Source organism: Sphingomonas sp. DG1-23 (assembly GCF_030730875.1).
Taxonomy (GTDB): domain Bacteria; phylum Pseudomonadota; class Alphaproteobacteria; order Sphingomonadales; family Sphingomonadaceae; genus Sphingomonas.
Map to the genome: position 1 here is coordinate 187122 of NZ_JAVAMA010000003.1, position 13618 is coordinate 200739.

Annotated in this window: 16 protein-coding genes; 7 read left to right on the forward strand and 9 right to left on the reverse strand. The window is 65.3% G+C overall.

Annotated elements, in window-relative coordinates; genetic code table 11:
* Positions 1 to 22 precede the first annotated feature (22 nt).
* Together Q9Q95_RS06480 and pdhA are read right to left on the reverse strand one after the other, a co-directional pair.
* Entirely contained in the window at positions 23 to 1426 is a 1404-nt protein-coding gene (locus Q9Q95_RS06480; RefSeq protein WP_306095080.1) for a pyruvate dehydrogenase complex E1 component subunit beta, read from the reverse strand.
* A 1-nt stretch (position 1427) separates the two neighbouring features.
* Positions 1428 to 2477, reverse strand: a complete 1050-nt coding sequence (gene pdhA, locus Q9Q95_RS06485) for a pyruvate dehydrogenase (acetyl-transferring) E1 component subunit alpha (protein WP_306095082.1) — start codon at positions 2475 to 2477, stop codon at positions 1428 to 1430.
* Between the two features lie 210 nt (positions 2478 to 2687).
* Between pdhA and Q9Q95_RS06490 the strand changes: the two genes are divergently transcribed.
* Entirely contained in the window at positions 2688 to 2921 is a 234-nt protein-coding gene (locus Q9Q95_RS06490) for a hypothetical protein (RefSeq protein WP_306095084.1), read from the forward strand.
* A 21-nt stretch (positions 2922 to 2942) separates the two neighbouring features.
* Here the strand turns inward: Q9Q95_RS06490 and Q9Q95_RS06495 are convergent, their stop codons facing one another.
* Positions 2943 to 3260, reverse strand: a complete 318-nt coding sequence (locus tag Q9Q95_RS06495) for a septum formation initiator family protein (protein ID WP_306095086.1) — start codon at positions 3258 to 3260, stop codon at positions 2943 to 2945.
* Positions 3261 to 3477: 217 nt separating this feature from the next.
* A complete protein-coding gene (gene eno, locus Q9Q95_RS06500; protein WP_306095088.1) occupies positions 3478 to 4755 on the reverse strand; it encodes a phosphopyruvate hydratase in 1278 nt (425 codons plus the stop codon).
* 147 nt (positions 4756 to 4902) lie between these two features.
* On the opposite strand from eno, the gene Q9Q95_RS06505 reads away from it, so the two are divergent.
* The 5 genes from Q9Q95_RS06505 (at position 4903) to Q9Q95_RS06525 (ending at position 6777) form a co-directional block, all read left to right on the forward strand.
* On the forward strand, positions 4903 to 5424 hold the full coding sequence (locus Q9Q95_RS06505) for a hypothetical protein (protein WP_306095090.1): 522 nt from the start codon (positions 4903 to 4905) through the stop codon (positions 5422 to 5424).
* Between the two features lie 14 nt (positions 5425 to 5438).
* Positions 5439 to 5777: a phage holin family protein gene (locus Q9Q95_RS06510; RefSeq protein ID WP_306095092.1), complete on the forward strand. Its 339-nt coding sequence runs from the start codon at positions 5439 to 5441 to the stop codon at positions 5775 to 5777.
* 14 nt (positions 5778 to 5791) lie between these two features.
* Positions 5792 to 6121 (forward strand): DUF3618 domain-containing protein, encoded by a 330-nt coding sequence (locus Q9Q95_RS06515; protein ID WP_306095094.1) that lies wholly within the window; start codon positions 5792 to 5794, stop codon positions 6119 to 6121.
* Positions 6118 to 6474 carry a hypothetical protein gene (locus Q9Q95_RS06520; RefSeq protein ID WP_306095096.1) on the forward strand — a complete coding sequence of 119 codons (357 nt, stop codon included), beginning with the start codon at positions 6118 to 6120 and terminating at the stop codon, positions 6472 to 6474. The genes Q9Q95_RS06515 and Q9Q95_RS06520 overlap by 4 nt, the downstream gene beginning before the upstream one ends.
* Positions 6475 to 6549: 75 nt before the next feature.
* The gene (locus Q9Q95_RS06525) at positions 6550 to 6777 is read left to right on the forward strand and encodes a DUF4170 domain-containing protein (RefSeq protein ID WP_306095098.1); all 228 of its coding nucleotides are present in this window, start codon (positions 6550 to 6552) and stop codon (positions 6775 to 6777) included.
* Here Q9Q95_RS06525 and Q9Q95_RS06530 read toward each other — a convergent pair.
* The 5 genes from Q9Q95_RS06530 to carA form a co-directional block, all read right to left on the reverse strand.
* On the reverse strand, positions 6774 to 7403 hold the full coding sequence (locus Q9Q95_RS06530; protein ID WP_371876699.1) for a rhomboid family intramembrane serine protease: 630 nt from the start codon (positions 7401 to 7403) through the stop codon (positions 6774 to 6776). The genes Q9Q95_RS06525 and Q9Q95_RS06530 overlap by 4 nt on opposite strands.
* A 5-nt stretch (positions 7404 to 7408) precedes the next feature.
* Positions 7409 to 7885: a transcription elongation factor GreA gene (greA, locus tag Q9Q95_RS06535; RefSeq protein ID WP_306095100.1), complete on the reverse strand. Its 477-nt coding sequence runs from the start codon at positions 7883 to 7885 to the stop codon at positions 7409 to 7411.
* 212 nt (positions 7886 to 8097) lie between these two features.
* Positions 8098 to 11424 carry a carbamoyl-phosphate synthase large subunit gene (gene carB / locus Q9Q95_RS06540; RefSeq protein WP_306095102.1) on the reverse strand — a complete coding sequence of 1109 codons (3327 nt, stop codon included), beginning with the start codon at positions 11422 to 11424 and terminating at the stop codon, positions 8098 to 8100.
* Complete coding sequence (locus tag Q9Q95_RS06545) at positions 11424 to 11801, reverse strand: hypothetical protein (RefSeq protein ID WP_306095104.1); 378 nt, start codon at positions 11799 to 11801, stop codon at positions 11424 to 11426. The genes carB and Q9Q95_RS06545 overlap by 1 nt, the downstream gene beginning before the upstream one ends.
* Entirely contained in the window at positions 11798 to 13003 is a 1206-nt protein-coding gene (carA, locus tag Q9Q95_RS06550; RefSeq protein ID WP_306095106.1) for a glutamine-hydrolyzing carbamoyl-phosphate synthase small subunit, read from the reverse strand. The genes Q9Q95_RS06545 and carA overlap by 4 nt, the downstream gene beginning before the upstream one ends.
* A gap of 139 nt (positions 13004 to 13142) precedes the next feature.
* On the opposite strand from carA, the gene Q9Q95_RS06555 reads away from it, so the two are divergent.
* A complete protein-coding gene (locus tag Q9Q95_RS06555) occupies positions 13143 to 13595 on the forward strand; it encodes a GatB/YqeY domain-containing protein (RefSeq protein WP_306095108.1) in 453 nt (150 codons plus the stop codon).
* Positions 13596 to 13618: the final 23 nt, after the last annotated feature.

Consider the following 13618-nt stretch of genomic DNA (forward strand, 5'->3'; position numbering starts at 1 on the left):
CCGCGAAGCGCCCGCCTCGTCCTCAGCCGCGATAGGTGACTTTCTTCACCGCCGCGACGACGCGCGCCGCATCGACCAATGCGAGCTTTTCGAGATTGGCGGCATAAGGCAGCGGCACGTCCTCGTTGGTCACGCGCAGCACCGGCGCGTCGAGATCGTCGAAGCCCTGCTCCATCGCCACCGTGATGATCTCGGACGCGATCGAGCAGACCGGCCAGCCTTCCTCGACCACGACCATGCGATTGGTCTTCTTCAGGCTCTCGAGCACCGTCGCGGTGTCGAGCGGGCGCAACGTGCGCAGATCGATGACTTCGGCCTCCACGCCCTCGCCCGCCAGCGCCTCGGCTGCCTCGAGCGCGACGCCGACGCCGATCGAATAGGACACGATCGTCACGTCCTTGCCCGCACGGACGATCCGCGCCTTGCCGATCGGCAGGACATAATCGTCGAGCTTGGGAACCTCGAAGCTGCGGCCGTACAGCAGCTCGTTCTCGAGGAACACCACCGGGTCCTCGCTGCGGATCGCCGCCTTGAGCAGCCCCTTGGCGTCGGCCGCGTCATACGGCGCGATCACGATCAGGCCGGGAACGCTGGCGTACCACGGGCCGTAATTCTGCGAATGCTGCGCGCCGACCCGGCTCGCCGCGCCGTTGGGACCGCGGAACACGATCGGGCAGCGCATCTGGCCGCCCGACATGTAATTGGTCTTGGCGGCCGAATTGATGATGTGGTCGATCGCCTGCATCGCGAAGTTGAACGTCATGAACTCGACGATCGGCTTCAGCCCGCCCATCGCCGCGCCGGTGCCGACTCCGGCAAAGCCATATTCGGTGATCGGCGTGTCGATGACGCGCTTGGCGCCGAACTCCTCGAGCAGGCCCTGCGTCACCTTGTACGCGCCCTGATATTCCGCCACTTCCTCGCCGATCACGAAGACGCGCGGATCCGTGCGCATTTCCTCGGCCATCGCGTCGCGCAGCGCCTCGCGCACCGTGGTCTTCACCATCTCGGTGCCCTCGGGGATCGCCGGATCGGAAACCGTCGCGGCCTTGTTGCTGGCGAGCTGGGCAGTGCCGCTCTCGGCCTTTTTCGGCGCGGGGGCTTCGGATTCCTCGGCCTTCTGCTCGGCGGCGGGCGCTTCGGTCCTGGGTGCCGGCGCGGGCGTCGGAGCAGCGGCGTCCTCCCCCTCGGCCGCGATCGTCGCGATCACGGTGCCGACCTTCACATTGTCGGTGCCCTCGGCGACCACGATCGACGCGATCGTGCCTTCGTCGACTGCCTCGAATTCCATCGTCGCCTTGTCGGTCTCGATCTCGGCGAGGATGTCGCCGGACTTCACGACATCGCCTTCCTTGACGAGCCACTTGGCGAGCGTGCCCTCTTCCATGGTCGGCGACAGCGCCGGCATCTTGAGTTCGATCGCCATCTCAATAGGTCTCCACCAGCACGTCGGTGTATAGTTCCGCGGGGTCGGGTTCGGGGGTCTGCTCGGCGAAATCGGCCGATTCGTTCACGACTTTCCGGATTTCCTGCTCGAGCGGCTTGAGCTGCTCCTCGCTCACGCCGAGCGCTTCGAGCTCGCGCTTGACCGCCTCGATCGGATCGGACTTGTCGCGAACCGACTGGACTTCCTCACGACTGCGATATTTCGCCGGATCCGACATCGAATGGCCGCGATAGCGATAGGTCTTCATCTCGAGGATGATCGGACCCTTGCCCGCGCGGACCCAGGCAAGCGCTTCCTCGGCCGCGCCGCGGCAGGCGAGCACGTCCATGCCGTCGACCTGGATGCCCGGGATGCGGAAGCTCTCGCCGCGCTTGTAGAGCTGATCCTCGGACGAGCTGCGGTTGACGCTGGTGCCCATGGCGTACTGGTTGTTCTCGATCACATAGATGATCGGGAGCTTCCACAGCTCGGCCATGTTGAACGATTCATAGACCTGGCCCTGGTTCGACGCGCCATCGCCGAAATAGGCCATCGCGACGCCGCCATCCTCGTTGTACTTGTGCGCGAAGGCGAGGCCGGTGCCGAGCGAGACCTGCGCGCCGACGATGCCGTGGCCGCCATAGAATTTCTTCTCGGTCGAGAACATGTGCATCGAGCCGCCCTTGCCGCGGCTGATGCCGGCGCCACGCCCGGTCAGCTCGGCCATGATCACCTTGGGATCGATGCCGTACGCCAGCATATGGCCATGGTCGCGATAGCCGGTGATCACCGAGTCCTTCTCGCCGTCCAGCGCCGACTGCAGGCCCACCGCGACCGCTTCCTGGCCGATATAGAGGTGGCAGAAGCCGCCGATGAAGCCGAGGCCGTAGAGCTGGCCGGCCTTCTCCTCGAAACGGCGGATCAACAGCATCTGCTTATAGAATTCGAGCAGCTGCTCCTTGGACGCCTTGAACCGCTCTGGTTCGTTCGGACGTTCGCGGTTCGGTACCGCGGGTTCGGTAGACGCTTTTCGTGCCGGTGCTTTGGCCACAGGAAATCCTCATGCCCGGGGGAGGTCAGTGCGGCGCCTATAAGCGCCTTCTTGGCCCGGACGCAACGTCAACGCGCGGGGAAACGGTCAGCCACGTATCGACGGCGCGGCAGGCGCGATGGGCAGCCCGTCGAATCTGTGCTCCAGACGCGCCATGGGGTCCATGCGTCTTCTCAAGGCGCTCGATGATCTGCTGCACGAAGGGATGACTTGGCTGGTTTCCATCCGGTCACCCTGCGGCGCACGGTGCGGCATTCCTGGGCGATGATGGCCATGCGGGTGGTGGTGCTGATCGTCCTCGCCTTGTTCTGGTCCGGCAGTCCGCAGACGAGGCGGTTTACACGCGTGCTCGGTGTCTCGACGGCCCGCGCATGGCGGATCGCATCGATCGGAATGGTCGAATGCGTGGTGGCGATCGCTTTGGTGGCGCCGCCGATCGCCTGACCCGGGTCAGCCGGCGCGCGATTATTTGTCGAGCGGGACGATCACTTCGTCGGGACGCGCGACGTTGAGCTGTTTGCGCACCAGTTCGTCGACCATGTCGGGATCGGCGCCGCGTTTCGGATCGAGCAGGTCGACCCGGTTCTTGAGCTCGGCGCGCTTCTTGGCGAGCGCGGCATATTCGACGTTCTTCTGCCCCAGCTCGGCGCGGAATTCCTTGGCCGCGACGATTCCGGTCGGGCCCAGCACTGCGTTATAGCCGAAAAAGCCGACAGCGATGAGCACCGCGGCGGGAAGCCCCGCGCGGCGCAAAAGGGTATTGATCGGAGAAGTGCGCGCCATAGGTTATTTCTCGCGTAACCACGCCTGTTAATCAAGGTCGCAGTTTCACTTAGGGATCGATAGGAAACCATCGCCGCTATCGTTCCCCTCCCGCTTGCGGGAGGGGTCCGGGGGGAGGGCTTGGCCACAAGCTGCGTCGTCCGAGGCGACTCCCCTCCCCTGACCCCTCCCGCAAGCGGGAGGGGAAAGAAGAGCTGACCGCAAGCGGAAAGGGAGGTCAGGCCTTCAGCACCGACTTCCCGGCATAACGCGCGGCATCGCCCAGTTCTTCCTCGATGCGGATGAGCTGATTGTATTTGGCGAGCCGGTCCGAGCGCGCGAGGCTGCCCGTCTTGATCTGCCCGCAATTGGTCGCGACCGCGAGGTCGGCGATCGTCGCGTCCTCGGTCTCGCCCGAACGGTGCGACATCACCGCGGTGTAGGACGATCGCTGGGCGAGGCTGACGGCCTCCAGCGTCTCGGTCAGCGTGCCGATCTGGTTGACCTTGACCAGCAGCGAATTGGCATAGCCGCCGTCGATGCCGCGCTTGAGGCGCTTGGGATTGGTCACGAACAGATCGTCGCCGACCAGCTGGACCTTGTCGCCGATCGCGTCGGTGAGCGCCTTCCAGCCTTCCCAATCGTCCTCGGCCATGCCGTCCTCGATCGAGAAGATCGGATATTTCGCGGCGAGCCCGGCGAGGAATTCGACATTTTCGAGGCTGGAAAGCGTCTTGCCCTCGCCCACCATCCTGTACGCGCCGTCCTTGTAATATTCGGTGGCGGCGCAATCGAGCGCGAGCATCACGTTCTCGCCCGGCTGGTAGCCCGCGGCCTCGATGCTCGACATGATGAAGTCGAGCGCCTCGGTCGTGCTCGCGATGTTCGGCGCGAAGCCGCCTTCGTCGCCCACGCCGGTCGCGAGCCCCTTTTCGTGGAGCTTCTTCTTGAGCGTGTGGAAGATCTCCGAGCCGCAGCGCACCGCCTCGACGATGTTCTCGGCACCGACCGGCACGATCATGAATTCCTGGAAGTCGATCGGGTTGTCGGCATGCTCGCCGCCGTTGATGATGTTCATCATCGGCACCGGCAGGACGTGCGCGTTGACGCCGCCGACATAGCGGTAGAGCGGCAGACCGCGCGCATCGGCGGCGGCCTTGGCCGCGGCGAGGCTCACGCCCAGGATCGCATTGGCGCCCAGCCGGCCCTTGTTCTCGGTGCCGTCCAGCTCGATCATCGCGCGATCGAGATCGGCCTGGTCCTCGGCGTCGAGCCCGAGCACTTCCTCGGCGATCTCGCTATTGACTGCCTGCACCGCCGCCTCGACGCCCTTGCCCAGCCAGCGCGATTTGTCGCCGTCGCGCTTCTCGACCGCCTCGTGCGCGCCGGTAGAGGCACCCGAAGGCACCGCGGCGCGGCCGAAGCTGCCGTCTTCCAGCAGGACATCGACCTCCACCGTGGGATTGCCCCGGCTGTCGAGGATCTGGCGGGCATGGATGTCGATGATTGCGGTCACGTAACGGTCTCCCTACTTAGGGTATAACGGATTGCCCAAAGGCGCGCGCGAGCCTCTAACCGCTTGCACGCCCCCGGGCAACGCAGAGGATGGAACCCGCGCGGACGGCCATGGTTCTCTGCTCGACACAAGGAAAGGGCCCAAGCCATGGCTGATGCGAACAACACCACCGGCGGCGAGGAAGTGAGCTTCGAGGCGGACCCGAAGCTTGAGGCAAATGCGAGCAACGCTGGTCCTGCGGCGATCAATTTCGAGGCCGCCGACGATCTCGCCGAGCCGAAGCGCAGCTCGACCCAGCAACTCAAGGACGAGGCGTCGAAGCTCGGCACGCAGGCCGCCGATCGCGCGCGAGAATTCGCCGGCCAGGGCAAGGAGCGCGCCACCACTGCGCTCGATGAAGTCGCCAAGATGTTCGAAGGCGCCGCGCTCGACGTCGATTCGCGGCTCGGCGAGGAATATGGCCGCTATGCCCGCTCGGCTGCCCAGGGGATTTCGAGCTTCGCCGACAGCCTGCGCGGCAAGGAAGTCGACGATCTGATCTCCGACGCGACCGAGCTGGTGAAGAAGAGCCCGGTGATCGCCGTGGGCGCGGCTGCCGCGATCGGCTTCGTCGTGGCGCGGCTGATCAAGTCGGGCGTCGACGCGGCGTCCGAACCCAACGACGCCTGAGGAGAAACCGGGGGGTGGCGGAGCAGGAGAACGAAGAGAGCATCGGCACGCTGATCGGGCGGCTGGTCGAGGACGGCAAAGGCTATGCCCGCGCCGAGATCGGCTATTATCGCACGCTCGCGGCAAGCAAGCTCGGCGAGGCGAAGCTCGGGCTGATCCTCGGCGCTGCGGCGCTCGTCCTCGCGCTCTGCACGGTCACTGCGCTGCTGGTCGGGCTGATCCTGTCGCTGTCGCCTCTGGTCGGACCCGGTTGGGCGACGTTGATCGTGATCCTTGTCGCGCTGGCGCTGTCCGCCCTGCTCGGCTGGCTGGCATACAAGCGCATCCTGCGCCTGTTCGGGAGCGAATCATGAGCATTGATCCCGCCTTGCTTTCCGCCGAGGCGCAGGTTCGGGCGGCCCGCTCGCGATTGTTCGCGACGCTCGGCGAAGTGCAGGAGCGGCTCAAGCCGTCGAACCTCGCCCAGAACGCCGTCGAGACCGCCGCCCAGGGCGTCGCCTCCACGGCGCGCAAGGGTGCCGAGGCAGTGCGCTCGCGCCCCTTTGCGGCCGCGGCCATCGCCGGAACGGTCGGACTGGTGTTCGCGCGCGGCTGGATCGCCGACCTGCTTCGCCGCCGCAATGAAACCGCCCCGGCCGCCGATGGTTTGAACAAAAAGACATCCGCGAAGCCCGCGAAGAAAGGACAGCCCCGATGAGCAACGGCAATACGAGCACGCCCAAGGCCGCCAACCATAACGGCGATACCGGCGGCACGACCGGACCGGCCGAAGGCATCGGCAGCAATCCCGTCGCCTTGCTCGCCGGCGGCGTCGCGCTGGGCGTGGTCATCGGCATGCTGCTTCCGCGCTCGTCGAAGGAGCGTGAACTGCTCGATCCCGTCGGCCGCAGGCTCGCCGACCGCGCCACGGCCACTGCGAGCGCCGTCAAGGAAGCCGGCAAGCAGGAGATCGAATCGCTCCTCCCCGGCCGCGATGCCACCAAGGAGCGCGTGACTGCCTTGTTCGGCAATATCCTCGACGCCGCCAAAGGCGCGGGCCAAAACGCCTAGGGGTCAGTTCGGGGTTGAGCGGTTAACCCATTGACCGGTAAGGGCAGCGCCAAATCGCTCTCCCCAGGAGTCTCCATGAGCAAGCTTCACCTCGTCTTCGGCGGTCGCGTGACCGATCCGCAGACGCTCGACTTTCAGGATCCGTCGCAGCTCGACGTGGTCGGCATCTTTCCCGATTTCGCCAGCGCCGAGAAAGCATGGCGTGCCGCCGCGCAGCGCACAGTCGACGATGCCGAGATGCGCTATGTCGTGGTGCATCTCCATCGGCTGCTCGAGCCCGATCTGGAAAAGCCCGCGGCCTAGGCCCGGCGCCACTTCCACATCAGCAGCGGCCGCGCGAGCGCCAGACCGGCAAGGAACCCGCCGATATGCGCGCCGGCGGCGACCGCCACGCCCGCGCCCAGAAACGCGTAGCCTATCATCAGGTTGATCGCCGTCCACGCGGCGGCGAGCCACACCACATGCACGGCCTGGGCCGGGATCGGCCCGATCGCCTTTGCCCGCGAGCGCCCGAACAGCAAGGAATAGGCGCCGACCACCGCCGACGCCGCGCCGCTCGCGCCGATCATCGGGGTGAGCGACTGCGGCTCCGGCAGCCATTGCGCGAAGGCTGCGGCATAGGCGCCGACGACGTAGAGAATGAGAATTCCCCACGGCCCCACCGCGCGTTCGGTCTCGCGTCCGGTGAAGCCGAGCATCAGCATGTTCATCGCCAGGTGCAGCAGCCCGGCGTGGAGCAAGGTGCAGCTGAGCGGCGTCAGCAGCGCCGGCACCGCGAGATAATCGGTGTCGATCCCGCTCAGCCGTGCCGGAATGAATCCCGCACGCATGCTCGCTTCATAGGCATTGCCGCCGGCGAGCGTGACGACGAGGCTCACCGCCGCCGTCACGAGGATCAGAATTGCCGTCGCCGAACTCCGGCGCATCATGCTGCTCAGATGAATTCGATCTTCGAGACGAGGTAGTATCGGTCGCCCGCGGGGACCGATACCTCGACTTCCTCGTCGACCTTGCGCCCGATCAGCGCCCGGCCGATCGGCGAATTGTACGAGATGCGGCCCTTGCTGGCGTCCGCCTCGGTCTCGCCGACGATCTGATATTTGAGCGGCTTGTCGTCCTCGTCGAGCAACGTCACCGTCGCGCCGAACACGATCTTGTCGCCCGACAGGTCCTTGGGATCGATGATCTGGGCACGGCTCAATTTGCCCTCGATGTCGGAGATCGTCGCCTCGTTCTGGCCCTGCTGCTCCTTGGCGGCGTGATATTCGGCGTTTTCCGAAAGGTCGCCGTGCGCGCGCGCTTCCTCGATCGCGTCCACGATAAGCGGGCGCTCCGCTTTGAGGCGCTTCAGCTCGGCAGTGAGCTTCTCATAGCCCTCCTTGAGCATCGGCATCTTTTCGACCGTCGCCATTCCATTCCGCCCTTCAAACGCCTCGATCCCCAAGCGTCCCACAAGGGGTACGCCCGCACATTAACATCGATTGGGGGAGTTCAATTGTGCGATTGCGAATAATAAGACTGCGAAGGGCAAACATCAAGCGCTCGCCCGATTGATGCCGCAATTCGTCGAGTCCCTCCCGGCTACCGCTTTCGCTCCCCTCCCGCTTGCGGGAGGGGCAAGGCTCACCGCTCCGCGTAAAACGCCTGCAACGGCTTCACGTCGAGGCTGTTGCGGCCCAGCGCCTCGATCGCCCGCGCCGTCGCCACGCTCGCCGGCGCGGTGGTGAAATAGGGAATCTTCTGAGCCATCGCGGTGGCGCGGATGCTCGCCGAATCCTTGAGCGACTGCCAGCCCTCGGTCGAGTTGAAGATCAACGCGACGTCGCCGTCCTGGATCCGGTCGACGATGTGCGGCCGGCCCTGCGCGACCTTGTTGACCCGCTCGACCGCGATCCCCTCGGCCTCGAGATAGTCGGCGGTCCCGCCGGTCGCGATGATCCCGAAGCCGAGCCCGGCGAGGATCTGCACCCCCGGCAGCACCACCGGCTTGTCGCTGTCCTTGACGCTGACGAACAAGGTTCCGGACGAGGGCAGCACGGTCCCCGCCCCCAGCTGCGATTTGGCGAAGGCAGTAGCAAAATCGCTATCGATTCCCATCACTTCACCCGTGGACTTCATTTCGGGTGAGAGCACCGGATCGACCCCGGGGAAGCGCGCCCAGGGGAACACCGCTTCCTTGACCGCGATATGATCGATGTCGCGATCGATCTTCGGCAGGTCCTTGAGCTTCTCGCCCGCCATCACCCGGCTGGCGATCTTGGCGACCGGCACGCCGATCGCCTTGGCGACGAAGGGGACGGTGCGGCTGGCGCGCGGATTGACTTCGATCAGATAGACCTGGCCGTCCTTGACCGCGAACTGGATGTTCATCAGCCCCTTGACCTTGAGCGCCCGCGCCAGCGCCTCGGTCTGCTTTTCGATCTCGGCGACGATCTCGGCCGACAGGCTGTAGGGCGGAATCGAGCAGGCGCTGTCGCCCGAATGGACGCCCGCCTCCTCGATATGCTGGAGCACGCCGGCGACCACGACATCGTCGCCATCGGCGATCGCATCGACATCGACCTCGATCGCATCGCGCAGATATTGGTCGATCAGCACCGGGCTGTCGCCCGAGACCTGCACTGCGGTCTGGATATAGTCGTCGAGCTGCTGGAGCGTGTCGACGATCTCCATCGCCCGCCCGCCGAGCACATAGGACGGCCGCATCAGCACCGGGAAGCCGATCCGCTCGGCCGCCGCCACCGCTTCGTCGCGGCTCCGGGCGAGGCCGTTGGCAGGCTGCTTGAGCCCCAATCTGGCGACGAGATCGGCGAAGCGCTCACGATCCTCGGCAAGGTCGATCGCGTCGGGCGACGTGCCGAGGATCGGGATCCCGGCCTCCTCGAGCGCCTTGGCCAGATTGAGCGGCGTCTGTCCGCCGAACTGGACGATCACTCCGACCAGCTCGCCGTTCGACTTCTCGACCTCGAGGATCTCGAGCACGTCCTCGGCGGTGAGCGGCTCGAAATAGAGCCGGTCGCTGGTGTCGTAATCGGTGCTCACCGTCTCCGGATTGCAATTGACCATGATCGTCTCATAGCCGGCATCGGCCAGCGCGAAGCAGGCGTGGCAGCAGCAATAATCGAACTCGATCCCCTGCCCGATCCGGTTCGGACCGCCGCCGAGGATGACCACCTTCTTGCGATCGGTGGGATTCGACTCGTTCTCGGGCTCGCCGAAGCTCGGCGCCTCATAGGTCGAGTACATGTACGGCGTCTTCGCCTCGAACTCGGCGGCGCAGGTGTCGATCCGCTTGAACACCGGACGCACGCCGAGCTTGTGGCGCAGCTTCCGCACGTCCGCCTCGGTCACCCCGCCGCTCATCGCCTTGGCGACGTCGCCGATCAGCCCGTGGCTGCGCGCCATCCGCTCGGAGCCTGCGCGCATGTTGACCGATTTGAGCGCGAGATACGCCAGCCTTTTGTCGCTGAATCCCATCGCCTTCAACTTGCGCATGCCGGCCGCGTCCTGCGGCAGCCCGCCGCGGCACACCTGCTCCTCCGCCGCGACGATCTCGGCGATCCGCTGGAGAAACCACGGGTCGTAAGCGGTCAGCGCCTGCACTTCGGCGACGGTGAAACCCTCGCGCAGCGCCTGCGCCGCGATCAGCAGCCGATCGGGGCTCCGGACGGCCAATGCCGCCTCGATCTCGTCGCGCGGCGCGCCGGCGAGACGGTCGACCTGGTTGAAGCCGCTCAATCCGGTCTCGAGCCCGCGCAATGCCTTCTGCATCGATTCATGGATGTTGCGGCCGATCGCCATCACCTCGCCGACCGACTTCATCGCCGTGCCCAAGGTCGCCTCGGCGCCCTTGAACTTCTCGAAGGCGAAGCGCGGGATCTTGGTGACGACGTAATCGATCGTCGGCTCGAACGACGCCGGCGTGGCCCCGGTGATGTCGTTGGTGATCTCGTCGAGCGTGTAGCCCACCGCCAATTTGGCCGCGACCTTGGCGATCGGGAAGCCGGTCGCCTTGGAAGCCAGCGCCGACGACCGCGACACACGCGGGTTCATCTCGATGACGATGAGGCGGCCGTCCTTGGGATTGACTGCGAACTGCACGTTCGAACCACCGGTTTCGACGCCGATTTCCCGAAGCACCGCGATCGATGCATTGCGCATGATCTGGTATTCCTTGTCGGTCAGCGTCAGCGCCGGCGCGACAGTGATCGAGTCCCCGGTATGCGTGCCCATCGCGTCGACATTCTCGATGCTGCAGATGATGATGGCGTTGTCGTTGCGATCCCGCACGACCTCCATCTCATATTCTTTCCAGCCGAGCAGCGATTCCTCGATCAGCACCTCGGTGGTCGGCGAGAGATCGAGACCGCTGCGGACGATCGCGATGAATTCCTCGCGATTATAGGCGATGCCGCCGCCCGATCCGCCCATGGTGAAGCTCGGCCGGATGATCGCCGGCAGCCCGACATGCTCGAGCCCCGCCAGCGCCTCGGCTTCGCTATGCGCGATCGCCGAACGGGCGCTTTCGAGCCCGATCTTGGTCATCGCGTCCTTGAACTTGAGCCGGTCCTCGGCCTTGTCGATCGCCTCGGCATCGGCGCCGATCATGATGCAGCCGAACTTCTCCAGCGTGCCGTCGTTCGCCAGCGCCAGCGCGGTGTTGAGCGCGGTCTGCCCGCCCATCGTCGGCAGCACCGCGTCGGGCCGCTCCTTCTCGATGATCCTGGCGACGATCGCCGGGGTGATCGGCTCGACATAGGTCGCGTCGGCGAGCTCGGGATCGGTCATGATCGTCGCCGGGTTCGAGTTGACCAGGACGATGCGATAGCCCTCTTCCTTGAGGGCCTTGATCGCCTGCGTGCCCGAATAATCGAACTCGCACGCCTGACCGATGACGATCGGCCCCGCGCCGATGACGAGGATGGAGGAGATGTCGGTGCGTTTGGGCATTATGGCTTTCCGAAATACTTAGTGGCGAGGACGCCAAGCAAAGCGCCGACGCCGATCTTGAGAAGGTCCCAGGCGCGTTCGCCCCAAGACACCGATCGAATGCGCCCGAGCAAGCTTTCCCGCTCAATCGCCTTAACTTTGGATACGGCCTCGTCATTCAAGCTGAATAGGACTGACCGCTTTCCTTCTTCAGAAACCTCCATCAAGCTCCCGAAGCCAATTTTCTGCCAAGACCTGGCTAGTTCAGTAAGCTGCTCGACTGTCATCCTGGGAGCTAAATCTGATAGAGACGGTATGTGATCCTTATTCTTCAACGCCCATTTCACCGCTCGTCGCAATAGACGCAGGCGGGGAATGGGAGGTTCGAACTCAATCACCCCATCATCCCCACGAACTTCTCGAACAGGTATAAGCTGTCCTGCGGCCCCGGGCTGGCCTCGGGGTGATATTGCACCGCGAATGCCGGCCGATCGGTCAGCTCGAAGCCAGCATTCGACCCGTCGAACAGCGACACGTGCGTCTCGCGCGCGTTCTCCGGCAGCGTCTCGCTCAGCACCGCAAAGCCGTGGTTCATGCTGGTGATCTCGACGGCGCCGTCGCTCAGCCTTTTGACCGGGTGATTGGCGCCGCGATGGCCCTGGAACATCTTGCTGGTCTGCGCGCCCACCGCCAGCGCCATCAATTGGTGGCCGAGACAGATGCCGAACACCGGCTTGCCGCTGTCGAGCATCTGCCGGATCACCGGCACGGCATACTCGGCGGTCGCGGCGGGGTCGCCGGGGCCGTTGGACAGGAAGAAGCCATCGGGCGCGAACGACATAGCCTGCTCGAAGGTCGCGGTGGCGGGGAGCACGGTCACCCGCGCGCCGGCACGGGCGAGGTTGCGGAAGATATTGTGCTTCGAGCCGTAATCGATCGCGACGATATGCGGCTTGTCCCCGGGCGCGCCACCTGCGCTCCCCTCCCGCTCGCGGGAGGGGAATGAAGAGGCGTCGTCCCCATACCCAAACCCAAGCCGCCAGACGCCGCCTTCCCAGCCATAATGCGTCTCGGTGGTGACCGCGATGGCGAGGTCCATGCCCTCCAGGCCCGGCCATTCGCGCGCCATCTGGAGCAGCAGCGGGATATCGAACTCGCCTGCCGCCGAATGCGCGATCACGCCGTTGGGCGCTCCGCCGGCGCGGATGCGCCGGGTCAGCGCCCGGGTGTCGATCCCCGACAGCCCGATCCGCGCATGCTTCTTCATCCACACATCGAGATGCTCGGTCGAACGGAAGTTGCTCGGCTCGGTGACGTCCTCGCGGACGATCATCCCCAATGCATGCGGCTGGTCGGCCTCGACATCGTCGGGATTGGCGCCGACATTGCCGATATGCGGGAAAGTGAAGTTGATGATCTGACCGGCGAAGCTCGGGTCGGTCATGATCTCCTGATAGCCGGTCATCGCGGTGTGGAAGCACACCTCGCCGACGGCCTGCCCTTCGGCGCCGAATCCCCTGCCCCAGATCACGTCGCCCGAGGCGAGGACCAGCACGCCGGTGGCTCCAGCGGGCATAGACACGGGTTTGGCTTCGGCCATGTAAGGGTGGCGCTCCATTAGGGTTGCTGCGATGTCGCTAAGGGGTGGCGGCTAGACCCCTGTCCGCCCCGCGTCAACCGGTTCACGGACGCCGCCGCTTGCGTTAGGGCTGATCGCTTTCCGATTATCGAGAGAGACCATGATTCGCGACGACATCAAAGCCGCGCAGATCGCCGCCATGAAGGCCGGTGACAAGGAAGCGCGCGGCGCCATCAGCCTGATCCAGGCCGCGATCAAGAATCGCGACATCGAGGCGCGCACCGGCAAGGCGCCCGAGGACGACGACGCGCTCGTCGTCGAAGTGCTCCAGAAGATGGTCAAGCAGCGCCGCGAATCGATCGAGATGTACAGCAAGGGCGGCCGCCAGGAGCTCGCCGACGCCGAAGCCGCCGAAGTCGCGGTGATCGAACGGTTTCTGCCGCAGCAGATGAGCGAGGCGGAGACCGCCGCGGCGATCGAGGCGATCAAGGCCGAACTGGGCGCGAGCGGCATGAAGGACATGGGCCGGGTGATGGCCGAACTGAAGGCGCGCCACGCGACCACGCTGGACATGAGCAAGGCGAGCGCAGCGGTGAAGGCGGCGCTGTCGTAGCCGAGATCTTTCTCCCGTTCGTT

Coding starts and splice junctions, on each gene's coding strand:
- Q9Q95_RS06480 (WP_306095080.1), bottom strand. CDS start 1,426: ATGGCGATCGAACTCAAGATGCCGGCGCTGTCGCCGACCATGGAAGAG.
- Q9Q95_RS06495 (WP_306095086.1), bottom strand. CDS start 3,260: ATGGCGCGCACTTCTCCGATCAATACCCTTTTGCGCCGCGCGGGGCTT.
- Q9Q95_RS06505 (WP_306095090.1), top strand. CDS start 4,903: ATGGCTGATGCGAACAACACCACCGGCGGCGAGGAAGTGAGCTTCGAG.
- Q9Q95_RS06520 (WP_306095096.1), top strand. CDS start 6,118: ATGAGCAACGGCAATACGAGCACGCCCAAGGCCGCCAACCATAACGGC.
- Q9Q95_RS06525 (WP_306095098.1), top strand. CDS start 6,550: ATGAGCAAGCTTCACCTCGTCTTCGGCGGTCGCGTGACCGATCCGCAG.
- Q9Q95_RS06530 (WP_371876699.1), bottom strand. CDS start 7,403: ATGATGCGCCGGAGTTCGGCGACGGCAATTCTGATCCTCGTGACGGCG.
- greA (WP_306095100.1), bottom strand. CDS start 7,885: ATGGCGACGGTCGAAAAGATGCCGATGCTCAAGGAGGGCTATGAGAAG.
- carB (WP_306095102.1), bottom strand. CDS start 11,424: ATGCCCAAACGCACCGACATCTCCTCCATCCTCGTCATCGGCGCGGGG.
- carA (WP_306095106.1), bottom strand. CDS start 13,003: ATGGCCGAAGCCAAACCCGTGTCTATGCCCGCTGGAGCCACCGGCGTG.
- Q9Q95_RS06555 (WP_306095108.1), top strand. CDS start 13,143: ATGATTCGCGACGACATCAAAGCCGCGCAGATCGCCGCCATGAAGGCC.